The sequence below is a fragment of the Methanosarcina sp. UBA411 genome (genome assembly GCF_002495725.1).
Lineage (GTDB): Archaea > Halobacteriota > Methanosarcinia > Methanosarcinales > Methanosarcinaceae > Methanosarcina.
In genome coordinates this window covers 76,365-94,708 of record NZ_DAGK01000020.1, presented here as the reverse complement: position 1 = coordinate 94,708, position 18,344 = coordinate 76,365, and the positions used below count along the sequence as shown (strand labels likewise).

Sequence of the window (18,344 nt, the reverse complement as noted above, 5' to 3'; positions counted from 1 at the left end):
GAAAACCATATGCGGGGGAGCAAATCCCGTTCAGGTTTCGATGGAGAAGAAGGTGGAAGCTACAAAGGAGACAAAACAGTGACAAATAAGATCAAGATCGGGCATGTGCACATGAGTGGCTGTACCGGCTGCCTCGTGTCCTTGGCCGACAACAACTTAGGACTCATCAAGATCCTGGACGACTACGCCGATCTCGTCTACAGTCTCACACTCGCCGACGTTCGTCATATCCCAGAGATGGATGTGGCGCTTGTCGAGGGGTCGGTCTGCATCCAGGACCATGAATCGGTAGAGGAGATCAAGGAGACACGGAAGAAGTCCAAGATCGTGGTGGCTCTCGGTTCCTGCTCGAGTTATGGGAACATCACGCGGTTCTGCCGCGGCGGGCAGCACAACCAGCCACAGCACGAGTCCTTCCTCCCTATTGGAGATCTCATCGATGTGGATGTCTACATCCCCGGATGCCCTCCGAGCCCGGAACTCATAAGGAACGTCGCTGTCATGGCATACCTGCTCCTTGAGGGGAACGAGGACCAGAAAGCCCTTGCAGGCAAGTACTTAAAGCCCCTCATGGACCTTGCGAAGCGCGGCACGACCGGATGCTTCTGCGACCTGATGGACGATGTGATTAACCAGGGACTCTGCATGGGCTGCGGCACCTGCGCTGCATCCTGCCCTGTGCGTGCGATCACCATCGAGTTTGGGAAGCCGCAGGGAGAACGTGACCTCTGCATCAAGTGCGGCTCCTGCTACGGCGCCTGCCCGAGGTCGTTCTTCAACTTCGAAGTGATTGATGAATTCGAAGGTATCAACGAGATTATCGCTGAAGCGCTTAAGTTAGGTGAGAATGATGATTGAAGATCCATATCTCGGTAGATACGTGACCTGCGTCTCAGCACGGAGCACGGACAAGGAGATTCTCAAGAAGGCACAGGACGGCGGTATCGCCACTGCTCTCATGGTCTATGCCCTCGAGCAGGGAATCATCGACGGGACCATTGTGGCAGGCGAGGGCGACCGACCCTGGCAGTCAAAGCCGGCCGTCGCGATGAGCCGTGAGGATATTCTCAAAGCACAAGGGACAAAGTACAACATCAGCCCGCAGATCTCCTGGCTCAAGGAGGCAACCCGGTCCTACGGTCTTGATAAGGTAGGGATCACCGGTGTCTGCTGCCAGATGCAGGCCGTCAGGAAGGCTCAGCTCTATCCCATCAACATGCGTGATATCCCGGGCAAGGTCGCCTTCACAGTAGGGCTCTTCTGCATGGAGAACTTCCCATATAAGTCTATGCAGAGCATTGTCGAGGACCACGCGGCTCAGAGCCTCAGCTCCGTGAAGAAGATGGAGATCACGAAGGGCAAGTTCTGGGTCTATACCGAGCGCGGAAACGTCGCTACCGTGCCGCTCAAGGATACCCACAAGTACGAGCAGCCCGGCTGCCACGTCTGCCTCGACTATGTCTCTAACCTAGGCGACATCTCGACCGGCTCGGTCGGAAGCCCAGATGGCTGGTCTACGGTCTTTATCCGCACCAAGGTAGGGAACGAGATTTGGTCCAGGGCGGTTGCAGACGGCATGTTCGAGACGAAGCCCATCGAGGAAGTTAAACCCGGCCTTGATCTCCTCAGGAAGCTTGCTAAAGAGAAGATCGACAAGAACCAGAAGACGATCGAGGAGCGCAAGACCTTCGGCGTCAACAAGGCGTTGCGGAACCCCTACGCCTAAAACTTTTTTCACCATCGAAAAAGTAATACGCGTTATCTACGCTGAATACGGGGATGGGACAGGTTCTCATCCCCAAATTATGATTCTAGAGAAACTCTTTTTTATTTCCTTGATATTATTTCGGCTCTTCGTCATTCCTTATGGATAAGATAATTTCAATTCAAGACCGCGTTGGTTTTTGTGAGAATATTATGAGAATATCCACACAAAACAACGAAGAGCCATTATTTTAAACTAAAAATCAACATCAATAAACATTGAAAAATGCGCCTATATATTTCTTACACTATTTTTGTATTTTATGAACGGTTATCGACCAAATATCTCCGATTCCATCTGGAAATAAGATATTATCAAAGAAAGCAGAAGGAATTAATCTGGAATTGACCTAATGAGAAAATAGCAACATTTTATGATAAAATATTGCTGTTTGTCTTTTATGCACAGGTTTTAAGACAAAATCTATGCGTAAATAATTTGGTATTACCAATATTCATTTTTTAGTATTCATATACTAGCCAGATGAGCCAAATGTACGATAATCTGCCTTGCTGTAAGTATCCATAGCAGTCGCAGGCATATTGTAAACATTAAATTGTTCGATAGATCTAAGAATAGTATCTTTGGTAAATAGGATGTGAATAGCTTTGGCAGTACCATCTTCTATTCTTGAGCGAAGAGCTTCAGGCCAGTATTTAGATAATTTGTTCGGCTTAGCAACAACCTGATAGTCAACATAAGTAATTATCAAAGGAATTTTGTAGCGATCAATAGCCTTCTCTATTTCGTATGAGAGCATACTTCTTGCTTTGCGGGTATCATAACTGAGAGTATAACTACCATATTTTTAGAGTTGGATAAACGCTCTCTTATCCTAGCCTCAAGGTTTGTTCTTAAGCTACTATCTCTTACTGCGCATGTTTTGTCGTGACTGTCAACATATTTGAAATCTATATTTTTGTTCTCATTCCAAGCCTGAATAGTTCCATAATACTTGAAATCAGATAGCGTTGGATTAGTTTGACCGAGACCATCAAATGCAATATATGTACCATTACAACATGACATTCATTTTATCTCCAGTCTCTTAATAAATTGCTTAAATATATATCTTCCTTCCTATTTTTAAGGAGAATTATTCTTATTTCATTAGTAATTTTACATATCCTACTTTCCTCGAAAATAGCTATTAAAATAAGATTAACAATGATGTTTGCCTTTACACCAGTTCTCGATAAACCTGTACCAAATAAAGGAATATTTAGCGGTGATCCGGAACATACCTCCCTTGATTTTCTAAGTAATCCAATAATAGACTGATATAATTCACAGGGGCCAGACGATGCCTGTAAAGTTGAGAGGTCTGTTTTTGATAATACAACACATAGGAAACACTCATTATTTTTTTAGTTATTGCTGTTGCTCCAATTTTATATTTTTTCGATTTTCCTGAATCCCGCGTGACACTTTCAATAAAATCGCAATCAGACAATGACCTGATTATCTGTTGATCCCAATCATTAATATTGTTACTCCAATATTTTTTTAAAATAGCACCATGAAGACTTTTAAAAGATACATGTCTTTCATCAACAACGCTATCAAAAAATTCATTTACAGGAATTGGTTTCCATCCATCTTGTTTGAAGAGATCACCAAATTTAATAATTATTTTCGTATCAAACGCATTGCTATTCAAAAATATTCTTTTCTTTAAGAATCCGTCTAAGAAAAGTCCATTAAATATAAACCAAAGGAACGCAATACAGCGGTATCCAAATAGAACAACTTATTTTTTGAGGCATTAATCCATTGTATATTTCAACAAAAAGCCATATGGTACCTAAACTAGAAAGAGAATTAGAAAAATATTTTTTGAATAAAAAAATAAATTCATGAAACGACATTTTTTACTTCAACTATCTACCTTACTGCATACTACATTTTGGATATAATTAAATAACCTCTTCAAATTTATGCAATAATAAAAAATCGTAACCAATTGTAACTAGTTATATACGATTAACAAAAATCTCAGCTTAAATCTTTTTTAATCCGTTTATTACTGATACACAACTGAATTAAAATCATGTACTAAATGAACTATCCAGAATAGCAACATTTCATGGTAAAATGTAACTATCTTGCTTCATTTGTATTGTTAGGACTTATACAGTTGAACTGAAAAATCGACAGCATCTGACCACACTGTCTAAAACGTGATTTTACTACACAGTCTTAACATGGTTGATTTCGTTCATCAAGTGCGTAAGTCCTAATTGTTTTCCTTTTATGTCATAGATCAAACTTCTAAGTACATAAACAGAATATTATCCAAAAGAAGTTTTTAAAGCTGTAATTTTCTTGTTACTCGTTCTATGAACGCTTTACTAAGCATCTCATCCCAGTTTTCAAAAGAAGTTTTTTCCTTAATTAGATGATTTAATTTTTCTTTATCTGAATCTATTTTTATTTTCACTTTCCATTTCCTTAGCTCTTGACGAAAGCTTTTCCAAGTTTTTAAGAACTTCATTCATTCCTTTTACTCGAACTTCTATATTTTCACCTATCCCAAAGAATTAGACATTTTTAAATTCAAAATAAGCATATGTGTCACACTTAATACTTTTCGTCGCTGTATTTAATGTGGACTTGGAAAAAAAAGAATAATGAATTTAAAATGTATCTTTTCCCTCTTCATAAAATACTTTACCATTGCCGTCACGGAATTCAAATCTCATATTATCTTTATTACACGGGATCATTTCCCCACCTACAGGGCAGGTTGTAAGGTTACCACTCGTGAATGCATTGCAAGTACAGTTGAGGTGTACCGAAGTAAATAGGGGAGTTAAACCAAATGCCATGTTCTTTACATTTTATCTGGCATCTTACGAATTCGAATTCAGTCATTAAGTTAAATTCCTCTTAATTTATTTTATGCAGAAACAATACAATATTTTGTATTATATTTCCAGTAAAATATACGCATTCATATTATATAAATTTTAGGGAGTTACAACGTTAGTATATACGTTCACTGGGGTATTATCAAGTCTACGGGCACTAAGGAGTTTTTCAAGATACGGTTGAGCCTATAAAGTGCCCATTATCCGTCAACTTTCTAGAACCCGTTCAAGAACCTCATTGAAAAAGTAACAACATATAAATACAAAGCTCAAAAAAGCCTCTCGTTATCGAATCCAAAAAATCAAAAAATCAAAAAATTCAATTCGGCAACGGGAGCCCACATTCAAAGAAAACTATTGTATACTTTAAAGTACTTTTGAAAATGTAAAAACGGATTCAAGAATAGTTCGGAAGACACGGCAATCCCCACCGCAGTGTCCACCGAACAAAACCAAATAAATATTAAAATTGATACCAATGGAAATACTGAGCATAAACTATAAAAAACTATCAGAAGGGTTCACCCTTATAGTTAAAGGAGACCGCCGCACAATGGCCGTAATGATGAGTTCACTGTTTGGATTCATCGGACTGATTTTAAAGACTCATTTTTAAAGTTGACAGCTTCGGTTGTTTTTCTTTTTTTATTAGAATTCATCAAGAAAGGCTTCAGAGATACTGAATTTTTAAAATATTCTAATTAAGTATAGAAATCAACAAACTATATTCTCAAAGCCTGTATTCCGTTAAAGGAAATAATAACCCTAAACGGTTTAGTTTGAGCAGAAGTTAACAACCGAAAAATGGAATTGATAGTATCCTCTTCAAATTGTATGGGTAAAAGTAAATTTCATGTATTTACTGAAAATTTGAAAATTTACCTAAGTTTAAGAAACAACTTCAAGCGATGCATTCAACTTTATAATTGTATGATAAAATTGTTGCACGTTTTTCTAGTTCGAAAATTCTCTATTGAATTTGAAGAGGATACAATTTTATAAACAAGTTATTCGGTATAGCTGCTTAAATCTGGATGTTATCTGAGAAATATTCTGCTTTTTTATATTCTTTGCTGCGAAACTAAAATTTTGCTTCAATATTAGGATTTTTTGCAACGGAAACGCCGATGTTGATTCTAATGCTTGAAAAGCCAAAATTGAAAACTGCTGGGTAATAAAGTAAAAAGAAGATAACATCGATTTATTTAACAAGCCATTGCGGTTTGCCCTGGCTGTAAATTTATATCGTTTACACCATGAGAAACACTTACTTTTTCAACTTTAGTGTTTCTGAGTTTAACAAATGCCGTTATTGTTACTTTTATCTCTGTTTCTGAAACGTCTATATTTGCATTAAAGCCTTCAATTCCTTTCATTACAATTTTTGAAACTTTAAAATTTTTTGAGGCATCGAGTAATTCTACGCCAATGGGAGTCCCATCTTCACCGATATCTATTATTAAATCTCCCATATCTATCGATGAATGGTACGGTATACTTTTATCACGGAAATAAAACGTATCTGTTTCGAAATCGTATTTCCATTTATCGATATTTTTTTTAAAGTGTGGCATCGTTACCCCTTCTCCTTTTTGCTTCTTGTTGGTGAACCGTTATTATAGAAATCTTATCAGGATTAAAACTTTTGTGAACTACTACTGTGATTAAATCGTACTTGTCATCTATGCTGTAAAAGAGTTTAAATTTAACGTTTGATTGTTTTTCTACATATACTGGTAATTGAGTTGACAACAAATTACGGAGTCCATCTTTATCTGGAACTATACGATTCTGGCGTAGCTCCAGCATGTCGATAGAATGTGATGTGAAAATTAAATTGTTACTTTTTGCACAAGACATTACTATATCAACGATACTCAAAAAAGCGCCCTCTTAGTTTCTTGTTTTTTGATTTGAAAACTCAATTTCTATGATTAAAACTTTTCGTTTAATTTAATTTTTAGCAGACTTAATTTCTTTTCCACGACATCTATTTTAGATTTATCTTTTCTCTGATGAATAAACGCCTTGATACTTGGAGATAATTTTGAAACCTTCGTAGTGACATCGGAATTTTGAAGCCATAGATTAGTTTGACCAAAAACGACAAAATACTAGATCAAAATGATCTAGCAAATTAAACAACTGGCAGTGTATCAAAAATTCTGTAAAATATGATTTCCCGTATCTAAACGCATGGGATCATAACTGCAGGACTAGACAGCAACCTTTATTGAAAATTATCTATCAAGATAAGAAAAAGAATACAGTATTTTAGTGGAAAATTATCGCTTTTCTTACCTGCTCTCTGGTAGCTCCTGATCTGATTTTCTACACGATTATTCTGTATGCAGAAGAATAGTTAATCAGGCGGATCTGGCCTGTCTCTGGTAGATTTTCTTCTACCAGGGAGTTTGCCACACAGACCAGATGCTCGCCTACCTTCTTTTGTGATTAGGCAAAACTGCAGAATTATTTTGGGTTCTGTCAAGTTGACGGGTTCTAGGCACTTTATAGGCTCAACCGTATCTTGAAAAACTCCTTAGTGCCCGTAGACTTGATAGTACCTTTTACTGCACTAATTTTAATTTCTGCAGAGAGCATGAAGAATTGACAAAAATAGATGAAAAAAGGTCAGATATAAGGTGACACCTGCACAGGAGTGCGGAATTACTCAAAAAAATGGACTTTAACAGAGTTATTGAATTACAGACCGTAAAAACATCAACCGCATAATGATGGACGACCTAAAAAGTTGTAGCCTTTTAAAAGGCTACTCACGTATTTCTTTTATTATGCTGTTAACTCAAGGCTTTTGAATTCTTTACTGGCTGACGTTTTGTGTGCCAGAACTCTTCTGGTGAGATTGTGCTATAGCCATTTTGCGCTGAGCGCTATTCATGTGAGTGACGTTTCCAGTTACATTTTCAGTAGTGTTGTTTGTCACTACAGGTGTTTCTGTAGATGTTTCAGCAATAACTGGTGATGTATTATTATCAATATTACTCACATTTGCAGCCGGGGTGGTATTATCAGTTATATTTGTATCAGTTGGAGCGTTAGCTACATTTTCGGATTCAGTCATATTTTCATTGGCTGCTGCGCCTTCATTATTCGCTTCTTCTGCAGCTCCCTTATCTGTACTATTAGTGTCAGCCTTCTCAGAACAGCCGGCTGCAAAAACAACAGTAGCAATAACAAGGAGCATTGCCATAATCTTTAACATTCTCTTCATAATAGTACCTCTAAAATTCTCTTCCTTTTTTCATTTAATTATATAAAATTAAAAAAAACTCTAATGTAATATCGACTGACTAATAAGATTAAAGATTTTCGATTTTGAATTCTGCTACGTTTTTAAGGTCAAGTCACTATAGAGATTTGATATACACTGAAAAGTGGTTTCAGTATGGAATAAGCCGATCCCAAAACTCAAGATTTGCTTCTTTGGATCTCATATCTTAAGTGATCAATCAGGCTTCTGATCATGAAAGCAATCCTGAGTAATTCAAATAATTAGGAATAAAACTAGGTTTTGGGATAAGTTTAATATCTGTAGATTATCTACTCCACATTTTTATTATTTTTTAATTTAATATTTTAAAATTATATTAATCTCTCAAAAATTATTACATAGTCAATATATATATAGCAGAGCATAACATAACAAATTGTTCGTAGTATATTTGGATCATCCTCTTACAGTAAACATGCCTCGGGTTTGTTCTCTTCCTTTTGCCCGGGGTTCCCTTCCCAGGTGCTGTTATGGACCTCTGTGCCTGGTTTTAATCCTTCTCATTTTTAATACCTTACTTTACGCCTTCTATTTTTGCAACGAAACCAGATTAAATGCCTGAGTTTTATCTGATGAATCTGATAAACTATGTGTATACACAAAAAATTGAAATTCCATTATATTTTTAGATCCTTAAACGTTAAATAGAGATCCGGAGAAACGATTTATCATTACCGAAGTTGTGCCATTCTCGGTATTTGAGGAGTAATCAAGGAGTGTTTAGCGGTTCAAAAGTTAAATTATAGAGTGGTGGGATTATGGTATCGGTGAGTAAGAGATGGATTTTAGATAATGTTCAAACGTTGTATTGTTCCAGTGGAATGTTTGACCTTGAAGATCTCAAGGATTTCGAGGACCCTAAAGAGGGTTTTGAAACAAATCTGAATCATATTGAAAAGCTGGAAGTAGAGAAAGGGGAAAGAAGGGAAACTTTCCATATTCTTATTCCTGGCGGATTTGGATGGGCTGAAGCGTTCCCTTTTACTGCACACCCCGAAGAAACTAGTGAATATTAAATATTGTAAAAATGTTGAAACCGAATGGCTGTGAAGAAAGAAAAGCAAATACTCCAAAAACGTATCCGTAATTTTTACAAATTTTTGGTGCATAACTTTTGAAGTAAAAACTATGCATATGCCCACATATTCCTACAATTTGCTCTGGAATTCACGCAGAACGTGCTAAAATGCATATATTTTATGAAAATAGTTGTTGCACAGAGGGTCATTGTTAACCTAAACATCAGGACGGCAAACAGGTCTATTTTTCACGAGTTCTCATTTCTAATAATAAAACGCTTTTTATGGCAGCTGACAATTCTCTTTTTCTTTTTTACCAGTGTCCGCCCGACATCTGCTCACTTGGTGAGCATGCGGTTGTGGAAGAAAGTTTGTCTATTTTATATACTGCCTATTATTAAATACAGAGGGAAAAATAATTTCCTTATAGGCTCTAAGTTTCAAACAGAAAAGGGATTATAACTAACATGGGAAACGCGAAATAACTTCTGGATAAAATAACAGCCATAAGTATATGTATGCGTATTTCACAAGCCTATATGGGGAAATGAAATTGCTGATGTGGGGAAAATGATATGGCTGACGAATTTACATATGCTGTTGAAATTTGGTCTGTAAAACAAGGGAAAGAAGAAGAATTTCTGAAAATTTGGACAGATTTGGCTAATTGGACTAAGGCTAATGAGATGTGTAGCATTAGCGTTATCTTGTTGCAAGATTTAGAGCAAAAGAATCTGTTTATGTCATTTGGTCCGTGGAAAACTTCAGCATGCGTGCAAGCATGGCGGCAACAACCAGAATTTAAAGCAGCCTTTATGAAACTAAAAGAAGTATGTGACGAGATAAAAACAAGCACGATGAAAAGTGTGTATAATATTCCACAAGACACTATGTGATGTAAAGCTGACGATGTATTTATGAAAAGAAAAATAAGGGCTAAAAAAGGATTTGTCCAAATCATTGATTTTATTTTATACAACTTTGGATCTATCATTACTTGGGGGCTTATTCTTTCGGAGCGTTGGAATCATTTATAGCACCTTATCTCTTCTAAGATTGCGTGAGACAACGCCGTTGAAATAATGCCATGAATTTAGATATCAACCTAAAACTCTATAGAATCTTTAGGTGTCAACGGAAGATTCTATAGAATCAATTGACATCATCCTTACCCACTCCCTATTACTTCTATAAGGCCGCGGCGCTCCATGGAAAGTATCATGTGCCTCGTAATTTCACCGGCGATGGCTATTATCACTATGCCTATCAGGATCGCAGACAGATCGTGCCACGTCGCCTTAAAACTACCAAGGGTAATCAGAAAGGTAGTGGCAACAGCCGGAGGGTGTGATGCTTTAAGAGGTATATGAATTAGTATTACAAGCGCTATGGCAATGCATGATGCCACAACATGCGATAGTTGTAGATGACCAACCGCGAATGGAGATTGAACGTAAGCAGCGCCGGTTATGATCGCAAGGGTGTAGCCGCTAATGATGCCGACCACGTGGCCTACAGTCATATTATATAAGCTGGATGACTTCAGATGGGGCGATTCAACCAACATGAAAATGGACGGGCCAAGGCTGGGGAAGAGCCACAGATTTCCGGTAATATATCCTAGCCCGCCGGCTAAGAGCACAAGCAAGCCAACCAACACTGACCTCAACAGAATGTTGAGGGCTCGCCGTGCTTTTTTCCTTAGGGGAAAGTTTTTAGCCTCATATCGGCCACTGGTCGGACTCATATATTAAAATTCCTCTATTCCATTACACTCCATTGGAAAGCTGCTTGATATCGGGATTACCAGATTATGAGGGGACTTAAGATGTAGATGCGCTCTTATCCAGCCTATCATTTAGAGATCACTTCCCCCTTAAAGATAATAAGGATAAAAACGAGGCACTATATAGTCTACTTAGTCTACTGGAGCTGTGATAAATTTTCAGTAATTTCTGAAGCCAGTCCGAAAGCCATCTTTCGTAAACTACACAGTACCCTTTTACAGTACCATGTTTTGAACCACATTATCTATTGACCAAGGCCGGATAGTCCGTGTAACCTTTCGCGCCGCCCGCATAAAAGGTAGCCATGTCCGGTTCGTTCAGGGGTGCATTCTGCCTGAGACGCTCTGGCAGATCAGGATTGGCCAGGAACGGCACTCCGAAGGCTATCAGGTCGGCCTCACCCCTGGCAATTGCCTCGTTTCCACTTTGAAGGCCATAGCCGCCGTTTAGTATGAATGTCCTTTCGAAGATCCTGCGCAGGGTAGGTCTAAGCCGTGCTTCAGGTGGCACGAACCCAGCCCGGCCTCCTATGGGCTCGATTAAATGAAGGTAGCCTAGGCCCGTTTTGTTCAGTTCTCTGGTGAAATAGGAAAAGGTCTCCCTGGGATTGACGTCCGACATAGAATGAGCGGTATTGTGCGGAGAGATGCGGTAGCCGACACGGTCGCCGCCCCATACCTCTATGACGGCTTTCGTAACCTCAAGCGGCAGACGGGCTCGGTTCTCAAGGCTACCTCCGTACTTATCGGTTCGTTTGTTCGATCCGCTCCGCAGGAATTGGTCCAGCAGGTAGCCGTTAGCGCCATGAATTTCTACACCATCGAAGCCGGCGGTTCTGGCATTCTCAGCCGCCTGTCGGAATTGCCTGACTATCTCAGGCACCTCGTCGGTCTTCAGGACCCTGGGCACAGGAATTGGCTTTTTTCCACTGGGTGTATGGACAAAGCCTTCGACGGGCAGCGCGGATGGTGCGACCGGCAGATTGCCGCCCAGGAAGTCGGCGTGGGATACCCGCCCTACGTGCCAGAGCTGGATAAAAATCCTGCCTCCAGCCCGGTGGACAGCATCCGTAACTTTCTTCCAGCCGGCGATTTGTGGCTCAGAGTATATGCCTGGCGTATGCACATAGCCTACCCCCTGTGGGCTAACCTGCGAGCCCTCTGTGATAATCATACCGGCCGAGACTCGCTGCACATAATAAGTAACCGTCAGTGAGACCGGGACGTCGGCTTCCCCTGCGCGGTTGCGGGTCATAGGCGCCATCACTATGCGATTTGGCAGCGTGAGATCGCCCATCCGATACTGTGAAAAAAGATCCATGTCTTCTGCCATGATGACTATCTCGTTAGGCTTGGCTGGTTGTTGGTTCGAGCTCCTCAGATTTCAAAAGTTGCTCAAACCTCTCTGGATTGAACCCGATGACCACAATATTGCCGATCCTGACAAACGGGAAACCGATATTGCCGGTACCCTTCATCATCTCGGCCGCTATCTTGTTTTGCTCGCTCTCACTGGCGAGGTCGTAATCGATAAAATCGAATGGTATGTTTCTGGCCCGGAAATATTCCTTTGTTTTCCGGCACACCGGGCAGGTGCTTATGGTGTACATTGATACTTTTGCCATATGCTCTCCTAATTCTATTGTTAATCCTGCTTCCTTCAATTTTTTTTCCGTTTAATTCCTGGCTAGTTAGTACTCGATGAGCGCATTGATGTCTCCGCTCTTCTTCGATACATTGACCAGCGTCTCCTCTTCGACGCGTTTGAAATTCAGATCGGTCAGCGTGTTGCCTACTTTGACGTTGTTAAATTGCACGTTGTCCAGCCATGAAGGCAGATGAGGCTTGTTGATGACAAGTCGGTTATTCAAGGCGTCGGGAGCTATTCCCAGGCTGGCGGTGAGCATAAACGGCATTGTCCCAGAAGCCCAAGCCTGCGGGCTACAGGCTACCGGGTATTTCACAGGGATGCCGTATTCCGAGCGAGTCAGCCCACCGAAGCACTCAGGTAGACGGTAGTCCTCAAACGACCTGGCCGCCTCATACATGCCCGTGAACAATAAGGACATCTCATTGATGAACCCATACTTTCTCAAGCCCATAGCAATTATCGCGTTGTCATGCGGCCAGACCGTACCGTTGTGGTACCCTAGCGGATTATACCGCTGCTCTTTAGAGGACAATGTGCGAATGCCCCATTCGGTGAACATGTCTTCTCTGAAGATCCTGTCTACCAGGTATTTTACGTATTTTTGATCGATGATTCCTGTCCACAGGCACTGTGCCGGGTTCGATGATATCACATCGCATATGCCCTCCGCATCCAGTGCCTGGGCGAAAAATTGCCTGTCTTTCATCCAGAAATCTCGGTTGAACCTCTCTTTCAGTTCTCCAGCCTCCTTTTTCAGCCTGGCCGCGTCGCTTTCCCGACCCAGCTGCCTGAACAGTGGCGCAAGGCTTCTTTTAGCCATGTAAACATATCCCTGTACTTCGGCAACGGCGATCGGTTGTTTTGCCAGCGTTCCATCTGAACGGCTGATCGAATCGGGCGAGTCCTTCCAGCCCTGGTTGTAAATGCCCAATGGAGATTTCACCGCATAGTAGGCAAAGCCATTTCCTTCCATGTTGGCGTGGATATCGATCCATTTCAGGGCCTGGTCCACATTGCCTTCTAGCTGCTTGACCAATTCGATATCCCCCGTCCAGTTCACATATTCGGTCAGGAGAATCAGGAACAGAGGTGTGGCGTCTACAGTGCCGTAGTAGGGTGTCTGTGGGATCAGGTTCAGGTTAGCCAGTTCGCCCAGCCTCAGCTCGTGAAGCACTTTTCCGGGCTCTTGGTCCCTCCAGTCATCTGATCTGTTGCTTTGGAACTTTGCATTTACCAGCAGCGTGCTTTTTGCCAGTTCAGCCTTGAGCGGCAATAGCTGAAGTGCCGAAATGATGCTATCTCGCCCGAATAATGTGTCATACCAGGGCACCCCTGCCGAATGGAATACGTCTCCGTTAAGGCTCATGCGCATTATGTTAAGGTCGGTAAGCGAGCGCACCATGATGCTGTTGAAAATGTTGTTGCTGGTCGGTATGTTGTCGCAGCATTCTAGGGTCGCGACGTAGGACCTCATAATCTGGTTCATTCGCTGATCGGGATTTTTCACTGGTCGCTCCGGTTCATGACCAGGATTAATCTCCTCGACGGAGATTTCCACGTTAACCGTCTGCAACCCGCGAGGGGCTATCTTCAGCTCGAAGATGCATACTTTCCCTTCCACCCTCATGGGTGATGGGTCAAATGCGATGATTGTGTTGCGATGATGCTTGTCCTCCCCCTCATAGGATAAGTAAAGGTTTTTACCATCGAACCTAGCCGGCAACACTTTCCCAGTTGTCGGAGGGGCAATGCCCCTGATGGTGAACGTATCTGCGAAATCTGCATCGAACTCATAAGTCAGGTTTAAGGTCACGGGGAATGCGTTGAAGTTTCGGATGATCTGGCTATGCCGGATGCAGCCCGGTATGACCATGGCCAGAGTGCCGAGGAGCGTTTCTTTAGGGATGGTGGTTCCCGTACAATCCTTTAGTGCTGGGTTGGTGACCATAAGTGTCGACCTGAAACCTCTCTCGTCACTGGACAGAACCCGCGTAGGAGGCGTATCCATGAGTCTTATGAGAAAACCGCTCAAGTACCTGCAATCACGGTAATAGAGACCATACCCGTAATTTTCTGTAATAGGTATCTCGCCATCCTCTTGCATTACGAGCGTCAGCTCGCCGTCCCGTATGACCATTTTGTTGATAATGCTATTGGACAGGGTATGCTTCTTGTATATGTCCCATGCTTCATGGATTTCCTCTTGTTTGGAAGGCTCGGGCACGCAAATTCCTCACAATCAAGTATCCAGTTTATACAATGATTTCGTTTATACAATGGCTGCAGCCCTCGGACGGTTCATTTTCCGGATGATCGGAAGCACATCTCGTCCGTATCCTTCGATGAACTCGTACTGATTCGGGCCCACCGAATGAAAGTAAAGCCGGTTAAAGCCCTCATCAATGAACCGTTGTGCAAACTTCGCGTGCACGTCGGGGTCACTGGATATGCATTGCCGGTTCTTGATCACGTCGCTTCCCACGACCGCTCCGTTCATGGCCACCATTTCCGGCGTATAGATGTTCTGGAGATGTGTCGCAAAGATCATTGTGCCGGCCCAGTACTGCTTAAATACCTTTGCAGTGGCATCCACGTCGTCGGTGTAAGCCACCCATATTTCTACCTGCTTTGGCATCTTCTCTGGATCCTTTCCAGCCTTCCGGGCACCAGCCTCGAAGTTATCGACAATTGCTTTCATTACCTCGGGCGGGTTAGCGACAGTGATCAGACCGTCGCTGTAGTATCCCGCGAAGAACGCGCTGTTTGGGACGAGCGACGAGATGTATATGGGGATGCGCCGCCGGGGCATCGTGTACAGTTTTGCTTTCTTCGTCACATAGTATTCCCCATTGAATGTCACCTCGTCCCCGCTCCAGAGCAATCGCATTAGCTCGATGGCTTCCCGCATCATATCCTGGCGTTTATCATAGCCAGGCCATAACCCAGTAGTCGGGTACTCGTTCATCGCTTCCCCGGTGCCGACTCCGAGATAAAAACCGCCTTTGTTCATCCTGTCGACGGTCGCTGTCGCCTGGGCGAGGATCGCCGGATTATAGCGCAATATGGGACAGGTGACGCCGGTTCCGATCTCGATGCCATTCAGCTTCGCAGCAGCCGCGCCCAGCCACGTCCAAATATTGCACGATTCTCCAGATGGGTCCCAGGGATGAAAGTGATCACTTGTGGAGATCGATTCAAAACCCGCCTTTTCGGCTGCTACTGCCTGATCAAGCATGTCGAGCGGGTCATACTGTTCCGAAGCCGCATTCCATCCTAATATAACCATTTATCATCACCTCTGTACACGTCTGGTTTATGTTAGACTATGAGACTATGCACATTGTTCGGGCCGCCCAGTGGCTCGTGTGTGATCGTGAAAATGAACTGTTAATTTATCTCTCAACAGCTCATTCTAGAAACCAGCTCATTCTGAAACCGGACAAAATTGATAACCATAAAAAATCTGCAAATCAGTGGCTACTTTTTTAATTGGATTCTTAGAATGTCATTGATCTCTTCAATGCTCCCACAATCATTAAACTGGTTCTGATTATTGTCTCAGCGCTTAGCACTATCCCCCATTATGCGGCGCTTATACAATTTAACCTTGAATCACTATATGAGCTCTGGGTAAAAACTTATAAGATAATTATTGTGGCATTTTTATTTAAATATTCGTAGCTTGCCTGATGTGTCGAGTATTTAAAAAAGGTCTCACCAGATACTTGGAGTGTAATTGAATTCTATTTCATCCAGCTTCTCGACAGGTAGGCCAACGTTTTCGAACATTTCCCTGAATACTGTTCTGTATTCTTCTTCAGAAATTTCTTTTCCGGCGCTGCCTATGGGCATCATAATATCTACACGTATAAATCCCGAACTGCTCACATAGATCTCGTATTTATTGAAATGATGTTTCTGAGTGATGGTAGTTTCGGGGATAACAAATCTTATGCACCCAAGTTTCGTATCGCTTCTGTAAAATTTGTCTTCAGACCCTATGAAAGTTGTTGTTTTGCTCTGGTTAAGATAAGCATAGACTGCCGGAAAATCCACATTTTCTTTTGTAGTCAGACTCACGACTCCTTTCTGAACCCCTTTCTGGGTTGATGCCTCATTCTTTAGCTTTTTAAGAAATTCCCCAGAATCAGTTTCGTTAAGTCCTAAACTCATTCCGAGCATCTTAAGCATCCAGGAGTCCTCCGGAAACATGGAAGGCATCTGTGGTGTAATATCACCGGCGTCATCATGATGAGAATAATTATAGAGTGTTACAAGCGTTTGATTTTTCTCATCTTTTGTAAATTCGAGGTATGTATTTAAGTTGTAGTAGAGAGCGATTCTTGATACCCTGTAGTCTGTTTTAAACCTGTCTTCAAGAGATTCAACATTTCCCGGTTCTATTAAATTTGCTTCATCCAGCTTGGTATAAGGTCCACTGAGATCATATCCGGCCTTTTCTGCTTTTGTGACAATGGAATTGTAATCAATTGGTCCGACATCAACAGTATCTCCAGAATAAGAGGCTTGATCATTAATAGTCATTAACATAAGAAACCCAAAGAAGCCCACAAAGAGAAGTACGGCCAAACCTGCAGTTACTAGTAACAAATATTCTAAAATTTTGAGAGATTTACTCATTTTAAAAACCTATGATTTCTCATTATTTTGCAGGATATGCCTTTCTTAAAGCCCAAAATGCCAGAAAAAATTACAAAATTTTTTATTCATTATAATATTTTTTATTTAACGGATGCTAAATATATTACTTAAAGATTATTAATTTCCAAAAAATTATAATTGTCTTCAAATGTGTAAATTAAAAGAAATGTATGATTATTTACTTATTGTTAAAATGTATGATTATTTACTTATTGTTATCTACTTATAAAATCGTTTTTCTTCTAAAAAGTTTATCAAATCTTATAAATTATTATAATTATTTTGGAACTTAAATAAGATTGAATTTTATCCAATATTATGACTTATAAAAGAGAAATAACGCCAAATTTAATTCACTAATTAATTCCTTTATGCCGACTTCGGTTAGTCTCAACTGAAATCTACACCAAGCGCGGGAATGTCGTCACCTTACCAATCAAAAAGAGTTATGAAATCATTTAGAGTTAGAATTTATAGTAATTTCGTTACATCACTATCTGGATTGTGCATACTTCCGTAAGTGTTATATTTTCATAACCCTTTCTAAATAAGCTCTAGGAGGGTTAAGAAACTATATCGGATTAGGAGATTGAGTAGATGAGAGTGTCTTTTGAAGAAGAAGACGGGAAGGTAATATTCAGGATTTCAGAGTTCCACCCAAAATACGAAGAAATCTTGCAAATGTGCTATTATGAAAACGATGGCAAGGGATACATTAAAATCTATCCAACGGATGCTAAATATTTAGATAAGATAAAAAAGCGATATTTTGATAATGCAAAGTTGATGTTTGATCAACTTGGTTATTTAGCTCCTGTTCCATGGGAAAAAGCATTAAAAGAGTTTTGCCAGAGAACTCAAGGGACAGATATTAACTGGTGGTTAACTGGAAGTTGTGCTGCGTGTATTCGCGGCATAAAAATGAATCCTCATGATGTAGACATTATGACTGATTCCAAGAGCATTGAAGAAATTACCGACGTTTTCTCAGACTATTTAATTGAACCCATTGTTGATACAAACGGATGGTTAACTAAGGATTTCGGGGTAATTTTTCTGCATGCAAGAATAGATATCGCATCTGACCCACAAGACATCTTGGACATTCCTGAGCCAGTAGACTGTGGTCCGTATGCAAAACAGAACCTTGAGACTATAGAGTGGAACGGATACGAGATAAAGGTCCCTCCTTTGGAGCTTCAAATAAACGTAAACAAAAGAAGGGAAAGGATGGATAGAGTAAAACTCATAGAAGATTTCATGAACAAATAATTTCAAAGATATATCTTTGGTAAA

At 41.0% G+C, this 18,344-nt stretch carries 17 protein-coding genes and 1 pseudogene; 5 read left to right on the top strand and 13 right to left on the bottom strand.

What is annotated here, in order from left to right:
- Nucleotides 1–78: 78 nt before the first annotated feature.
- Both frhG and frhB read left to right on the top strand, forming a co-directional pair.
- Entirely contained in the window at nucleotides 79–858 is a 780-nt protein-coding gene (gene frhG / locus BP861_RS07765; RefSeq protein WP_292374130.1) for a coenzyme F420 hydrogenase subunit gamma, read from the top strand.
- The gene (gene frhB, locus BP861_RS07760) at nucleotides 848–1,726 is read left to right on the top strand and encodes a coenzyme F420 hydrogenase subunit beta (RefSeq protein WP_292374128.1); all 879 of its coding nucleotides are present in this window, start codon (nucleotides 848–850) and stop codon (nucleotides 1,724–1,726) included. The genes frhG and frhB overlap by 11 nt, the downstream gene beginning before the upstream one ends.
- A gap of 514 nt (nucleotides 1,727–2,240) precedes the next feature.
- Here frhB and BP861_RS07755 read toward each other — a convergent pair.
- The 7 genes and pseudogenes from BP861_RS07755 to BP861_RS07730 form a co-directional block, all read right to left on the bottom strand.
- Nucleotides 2,241–2,525: a hypothetical protein gene (locus BP861_RS07755; protein WP_292374126.1), complete on the bottom strand. Its 285-nt coding sequence runs from the start codon at nucleotides 2,523–2,525 to the stop codon at nucleotides 2,241–2,243.
- Nucleotides 2,507–2,794 carry a TIR domain-containing protein gene (locus BP861_RS16105; protein WP_394339167.1) on the bottom strand — a complete coding sequence of 96 codons (288 nt, stop codon included), beginning with the start codon at nucleotides 2,792–2,794 and terminating at the stop codon, nucleotides 2,507–2,509. Before BP861_RS16105 ends, BP861_RS07755 begins: the two co-directional genes overlap by 19 nt.
- A 5-nt stretch (nucleotides 2,795–2,799) precedes the next feature.
- Nucleotides 2,800–3,425: pseudogene (locus tag BP861_RS07750) on the bottom strand (macro domain-containing protein).
- Nucleotides 3,426–4,401: 976 nt separating this feature from the next.
- Nucleotides 4,402–4,593, bottom strand: coding sequence for a hypothetical protein (locus tag BP861_RS07745; protein WP_292374122.1), 192 nt, complete (start codon nucleotides 4,591–4,593; stop codon nucleotides 4,402–4,404).
- A 1,247-nt stretch (nucleotides 4,594–5,840) separates the two neighbouring features.
- A complete protein-coding gene (locus BP861_RS07740) occupies nucleotides 5,841–6,209 on the bottom strand; it encodes a DUF2283 domain-containing protein (RefSeq protein ID WP_292374120.1) in 369 nt (122 codons plus the stop codon).
- A complete protein-coding gene (locus BP861_RS07735) occupies nucleotides 6,196–6,516 on the bottom strand; it encodes a hypothetical protein (RefSeq protein WP_292374118.1) in 321 nt (106 codons plus the stop codon). The genes BP861_RS07740 and BP861_RS07735 overlap by 14 nt, the downstream gene beginning before the upstream one ends.
- 943 nt (nucleotides 6,517–7,459) lie before the next feature.
- Entirely contained in the window at nucleotides 7,460–7,870 is a 411-nt protein-coding gene (locus BP861_RS07730) for a hypothetical protein (RefSeq protein WP_292374116.1), read from the bottom strand.
- An 818-nt stretch (nucleotides 7,871–8,688) separates the two neighbouring features.
- On the opposite strand from BP861_RS07730, the gene BP861_RS07725 reads away from it, so the two are divergent.
- Together BP861_RS07725 and BP861_RS07720 are read left to right on the top strand one after the other, a co-directional pair.
- Nucleotides 8,689–8,946: a hypothetical protein gene (locus tag BP861_RS07725; protein WP_292374114.1), complete on the top strand. Its 258-nt coding sequence runs from the start codon at nucleotides 8,689–8,691 to the stop codon at nucleotides 8,944–8,946.
- 578 nt (nucleotides 8,947–9,524) lie between these two features.
- Nucleotides 9,525–9,845 carry an antibiotic biosynthesis monooxygenase family protein gene (locus BP861_RS07720; RefSeq protein ID WP_292374112.1) on the top strand — a complete coding sequence of 107 codons (321 nt, stop codon included), beginning with the start codon at nucleotides 9,525–9,527 and terminating at the stop codon, nucleotides 9,843–9,845.
- A 272-nt stretch (nucleotides 9,846–10,117) separates the two neighbouring features.
- Here the strand turns inward: BP861_RS07720 and BP861_RS07715 are convergent, their stop codons facing one another.
- The 6 genes from BP861_RS07715 to BP861_RS07690 form a co-directional block, all read right to left on the bottom strand.
- A complete protein-coding gene (locus tag BP861_RS07715) occupies nucleotides 10,118–10,696 on the bottom strand; it encodes an HPP family protein (RefSeq protein ID WP_292374110.1) in 579 nt (192 codons plus the stop codon).
- 280 nt (nucleotides 10,697–10,976) lie between these two features.
- A complete protein-coding gene (locus BP861_RS07710; protein WP_292374108.1) occupies nucleotides 10,977–12,068 on the bottom strand; it encodes an alkene reductase in 1,092 nt (363 codons plus the stop codon).
- A gap of 13 nt (nucleotides 12,069–12,081) precedes the next feature.
- On the bottom strand, nucleotides 12,082–12,360 hold the full coding sequence (locus BP861_RS07705) for a glutaredoxin family protein (protein WP_292374106.1): 279 nt from the start codon (nucleotides 12,358–12,360) through the stop codon (nucleotides 12,082–12,084).
- 66 nt (nucleotides 12,361–12,426) lie between these two features.
- Complete coding sequence (locus tag BP861_RS07700; protein ID WP_292374104.1) at nucleotides 12,427–14,610, bottom strand: amylo-alpha-1,6-glucosidase; 2,184 nt, start codon at nucleotides 14,608–14,610, stop codon at nucleotides 12,427–12,429.
- Nucleotides 14,611–14,655: 45 nt separating this feature from the next.
- Nucleotides 14,656–15,672, bottom strand: a complete 1,017-nt coding sequence (locus BP861_RS07695) for a TIGR03557 family F420-dependent LLM class oxidoreductase (RefSeq protein ID WP_292374102.1) — start codon at nucleotides 15,670–15,672, stop codon at nucleotides 14,656–14,658.
- A 428-nt stretch (nucleotides 15,673–16,100) separates the two neighbouring features.
- Entirely contained in the window at nucleotides 16,101–16,976 is an 876-nt protein-coding gene (locus tag BP861_RS07690; RefSeq protein WP_292374100.1) for a hypothetical protein, read from the bottom strand.
- Nucleotides 16,977–17,645: 669 nt separating this feature from the next.
- Here BP861_RS07690 and BP861_RS07685 point away from each other — a divergent pair.
- On the top strand, nucleotides 17,646–18,320 hold the full coding sequence (locus tag BP861_RS07685) for a nucleotidyltransferase domain-containing protein (RefSeq protein WP_292374098.1): 675 nt from the start codon (nucleotides 17,646–17,648) through the stop codon (nucleotides 18,318–18,320).
- Nucleotides 18,321–18,344 lie beyond the last annotated feature (24 nt).

Excerpts from the sequence above, each read along its gene's own strand:
- frhB (WP_292374128.1), top strand. The coding sequence starts at position 848 with ATGATGATTGAAGATCCATATCTCGGTAGATACGTGACCTGCGTCTCA.
- BP861_RS07755 (WP_292374126.1), bottom strand. The coding sequence starts at position 2,525 with ATGCTCTCATACGAAATAGAGAAGGCTATTGATCGCTACAAAATTCCT.
- BP861_RS16105 (WP_394339167.1), bottom strand. The coding sequence starts at position 2,794 with ATGTCATGTTGTAATGGTACATATATTGCATTTGATGGTCTCGGTCAA.
- BP861_RS07745 (WP_292374122.1), bottom strand. The coding sequence starts at position 4,593 with ATGGCATTTGGTTTAACTCCCCTATTTACTTCGGTACACCTCAACTGT.
- BP861_RS07740 (WP_292374120.1), bottom strand. The coding sequence starts at position 6,209 with ATGCCACACTTTAAAAAAAATATCGATAAATGGAAATACGATTTCGAA.
- BP861_RS07730 (WP_292374116.1), bottom strand. The coding sequence starts at position 7,870 with ATGAAGAGAATGTTAAAGATTATGGCAATGCTCCTTGTTATTGCTACT.
- BP861_RS07725 (WP_292374114.1), top strand. The coding sequence starts at position 8,689 with ATGGTATCGGTGAGTAAGAGATGGATTTTAGATAATGTTCAAACGTTG.
- BP861_RS07720 (WP_292374112.1), top strand. The coding sequence starts at position 9,525 with ATGGCTGACGAATTTACATATGCTGTTGAAATTTGGTCTGTAAAACAA.
- BP861_RS07715 (WP_292374110.1), bottom strand. The coding sequence starts at position 10,696 with ATGAGTCCGACCAGTGGCCGATATGAGGCTAAAAACTTTCCCCTAAGG.
- BP861_RS07710 (WP_292374108.1), bottom strand. The coding sequence starts at position 12,068 with ATGGCAGAAGACATGGATCTTTTTTCACAGTATCGGATGGGCGATCTC.
- BP861_RS07705 (WP_292374106.1), bottom strand. The coding sequence starts at position 12,360 with ATGGCAAAAGTATCAATGTACACCATAAGCACCTGCCCGGTGTGCCGG.
- BP861_RS07695 (WP_292374102.1), bottom strand. The coding sequence starts at position 15,672 with ATGGTTATATTAGGATGGAATGCGGCTTCGGAACAGTATGACCCGCTC.
- BP861_RS07685 (WP_292374098.1), top strand. The coding sequence starts at position 17,646 with ATGAGAGTGTCTTTTGAAGAAGAAGACGGGAAGGTAATATTCAGGATT.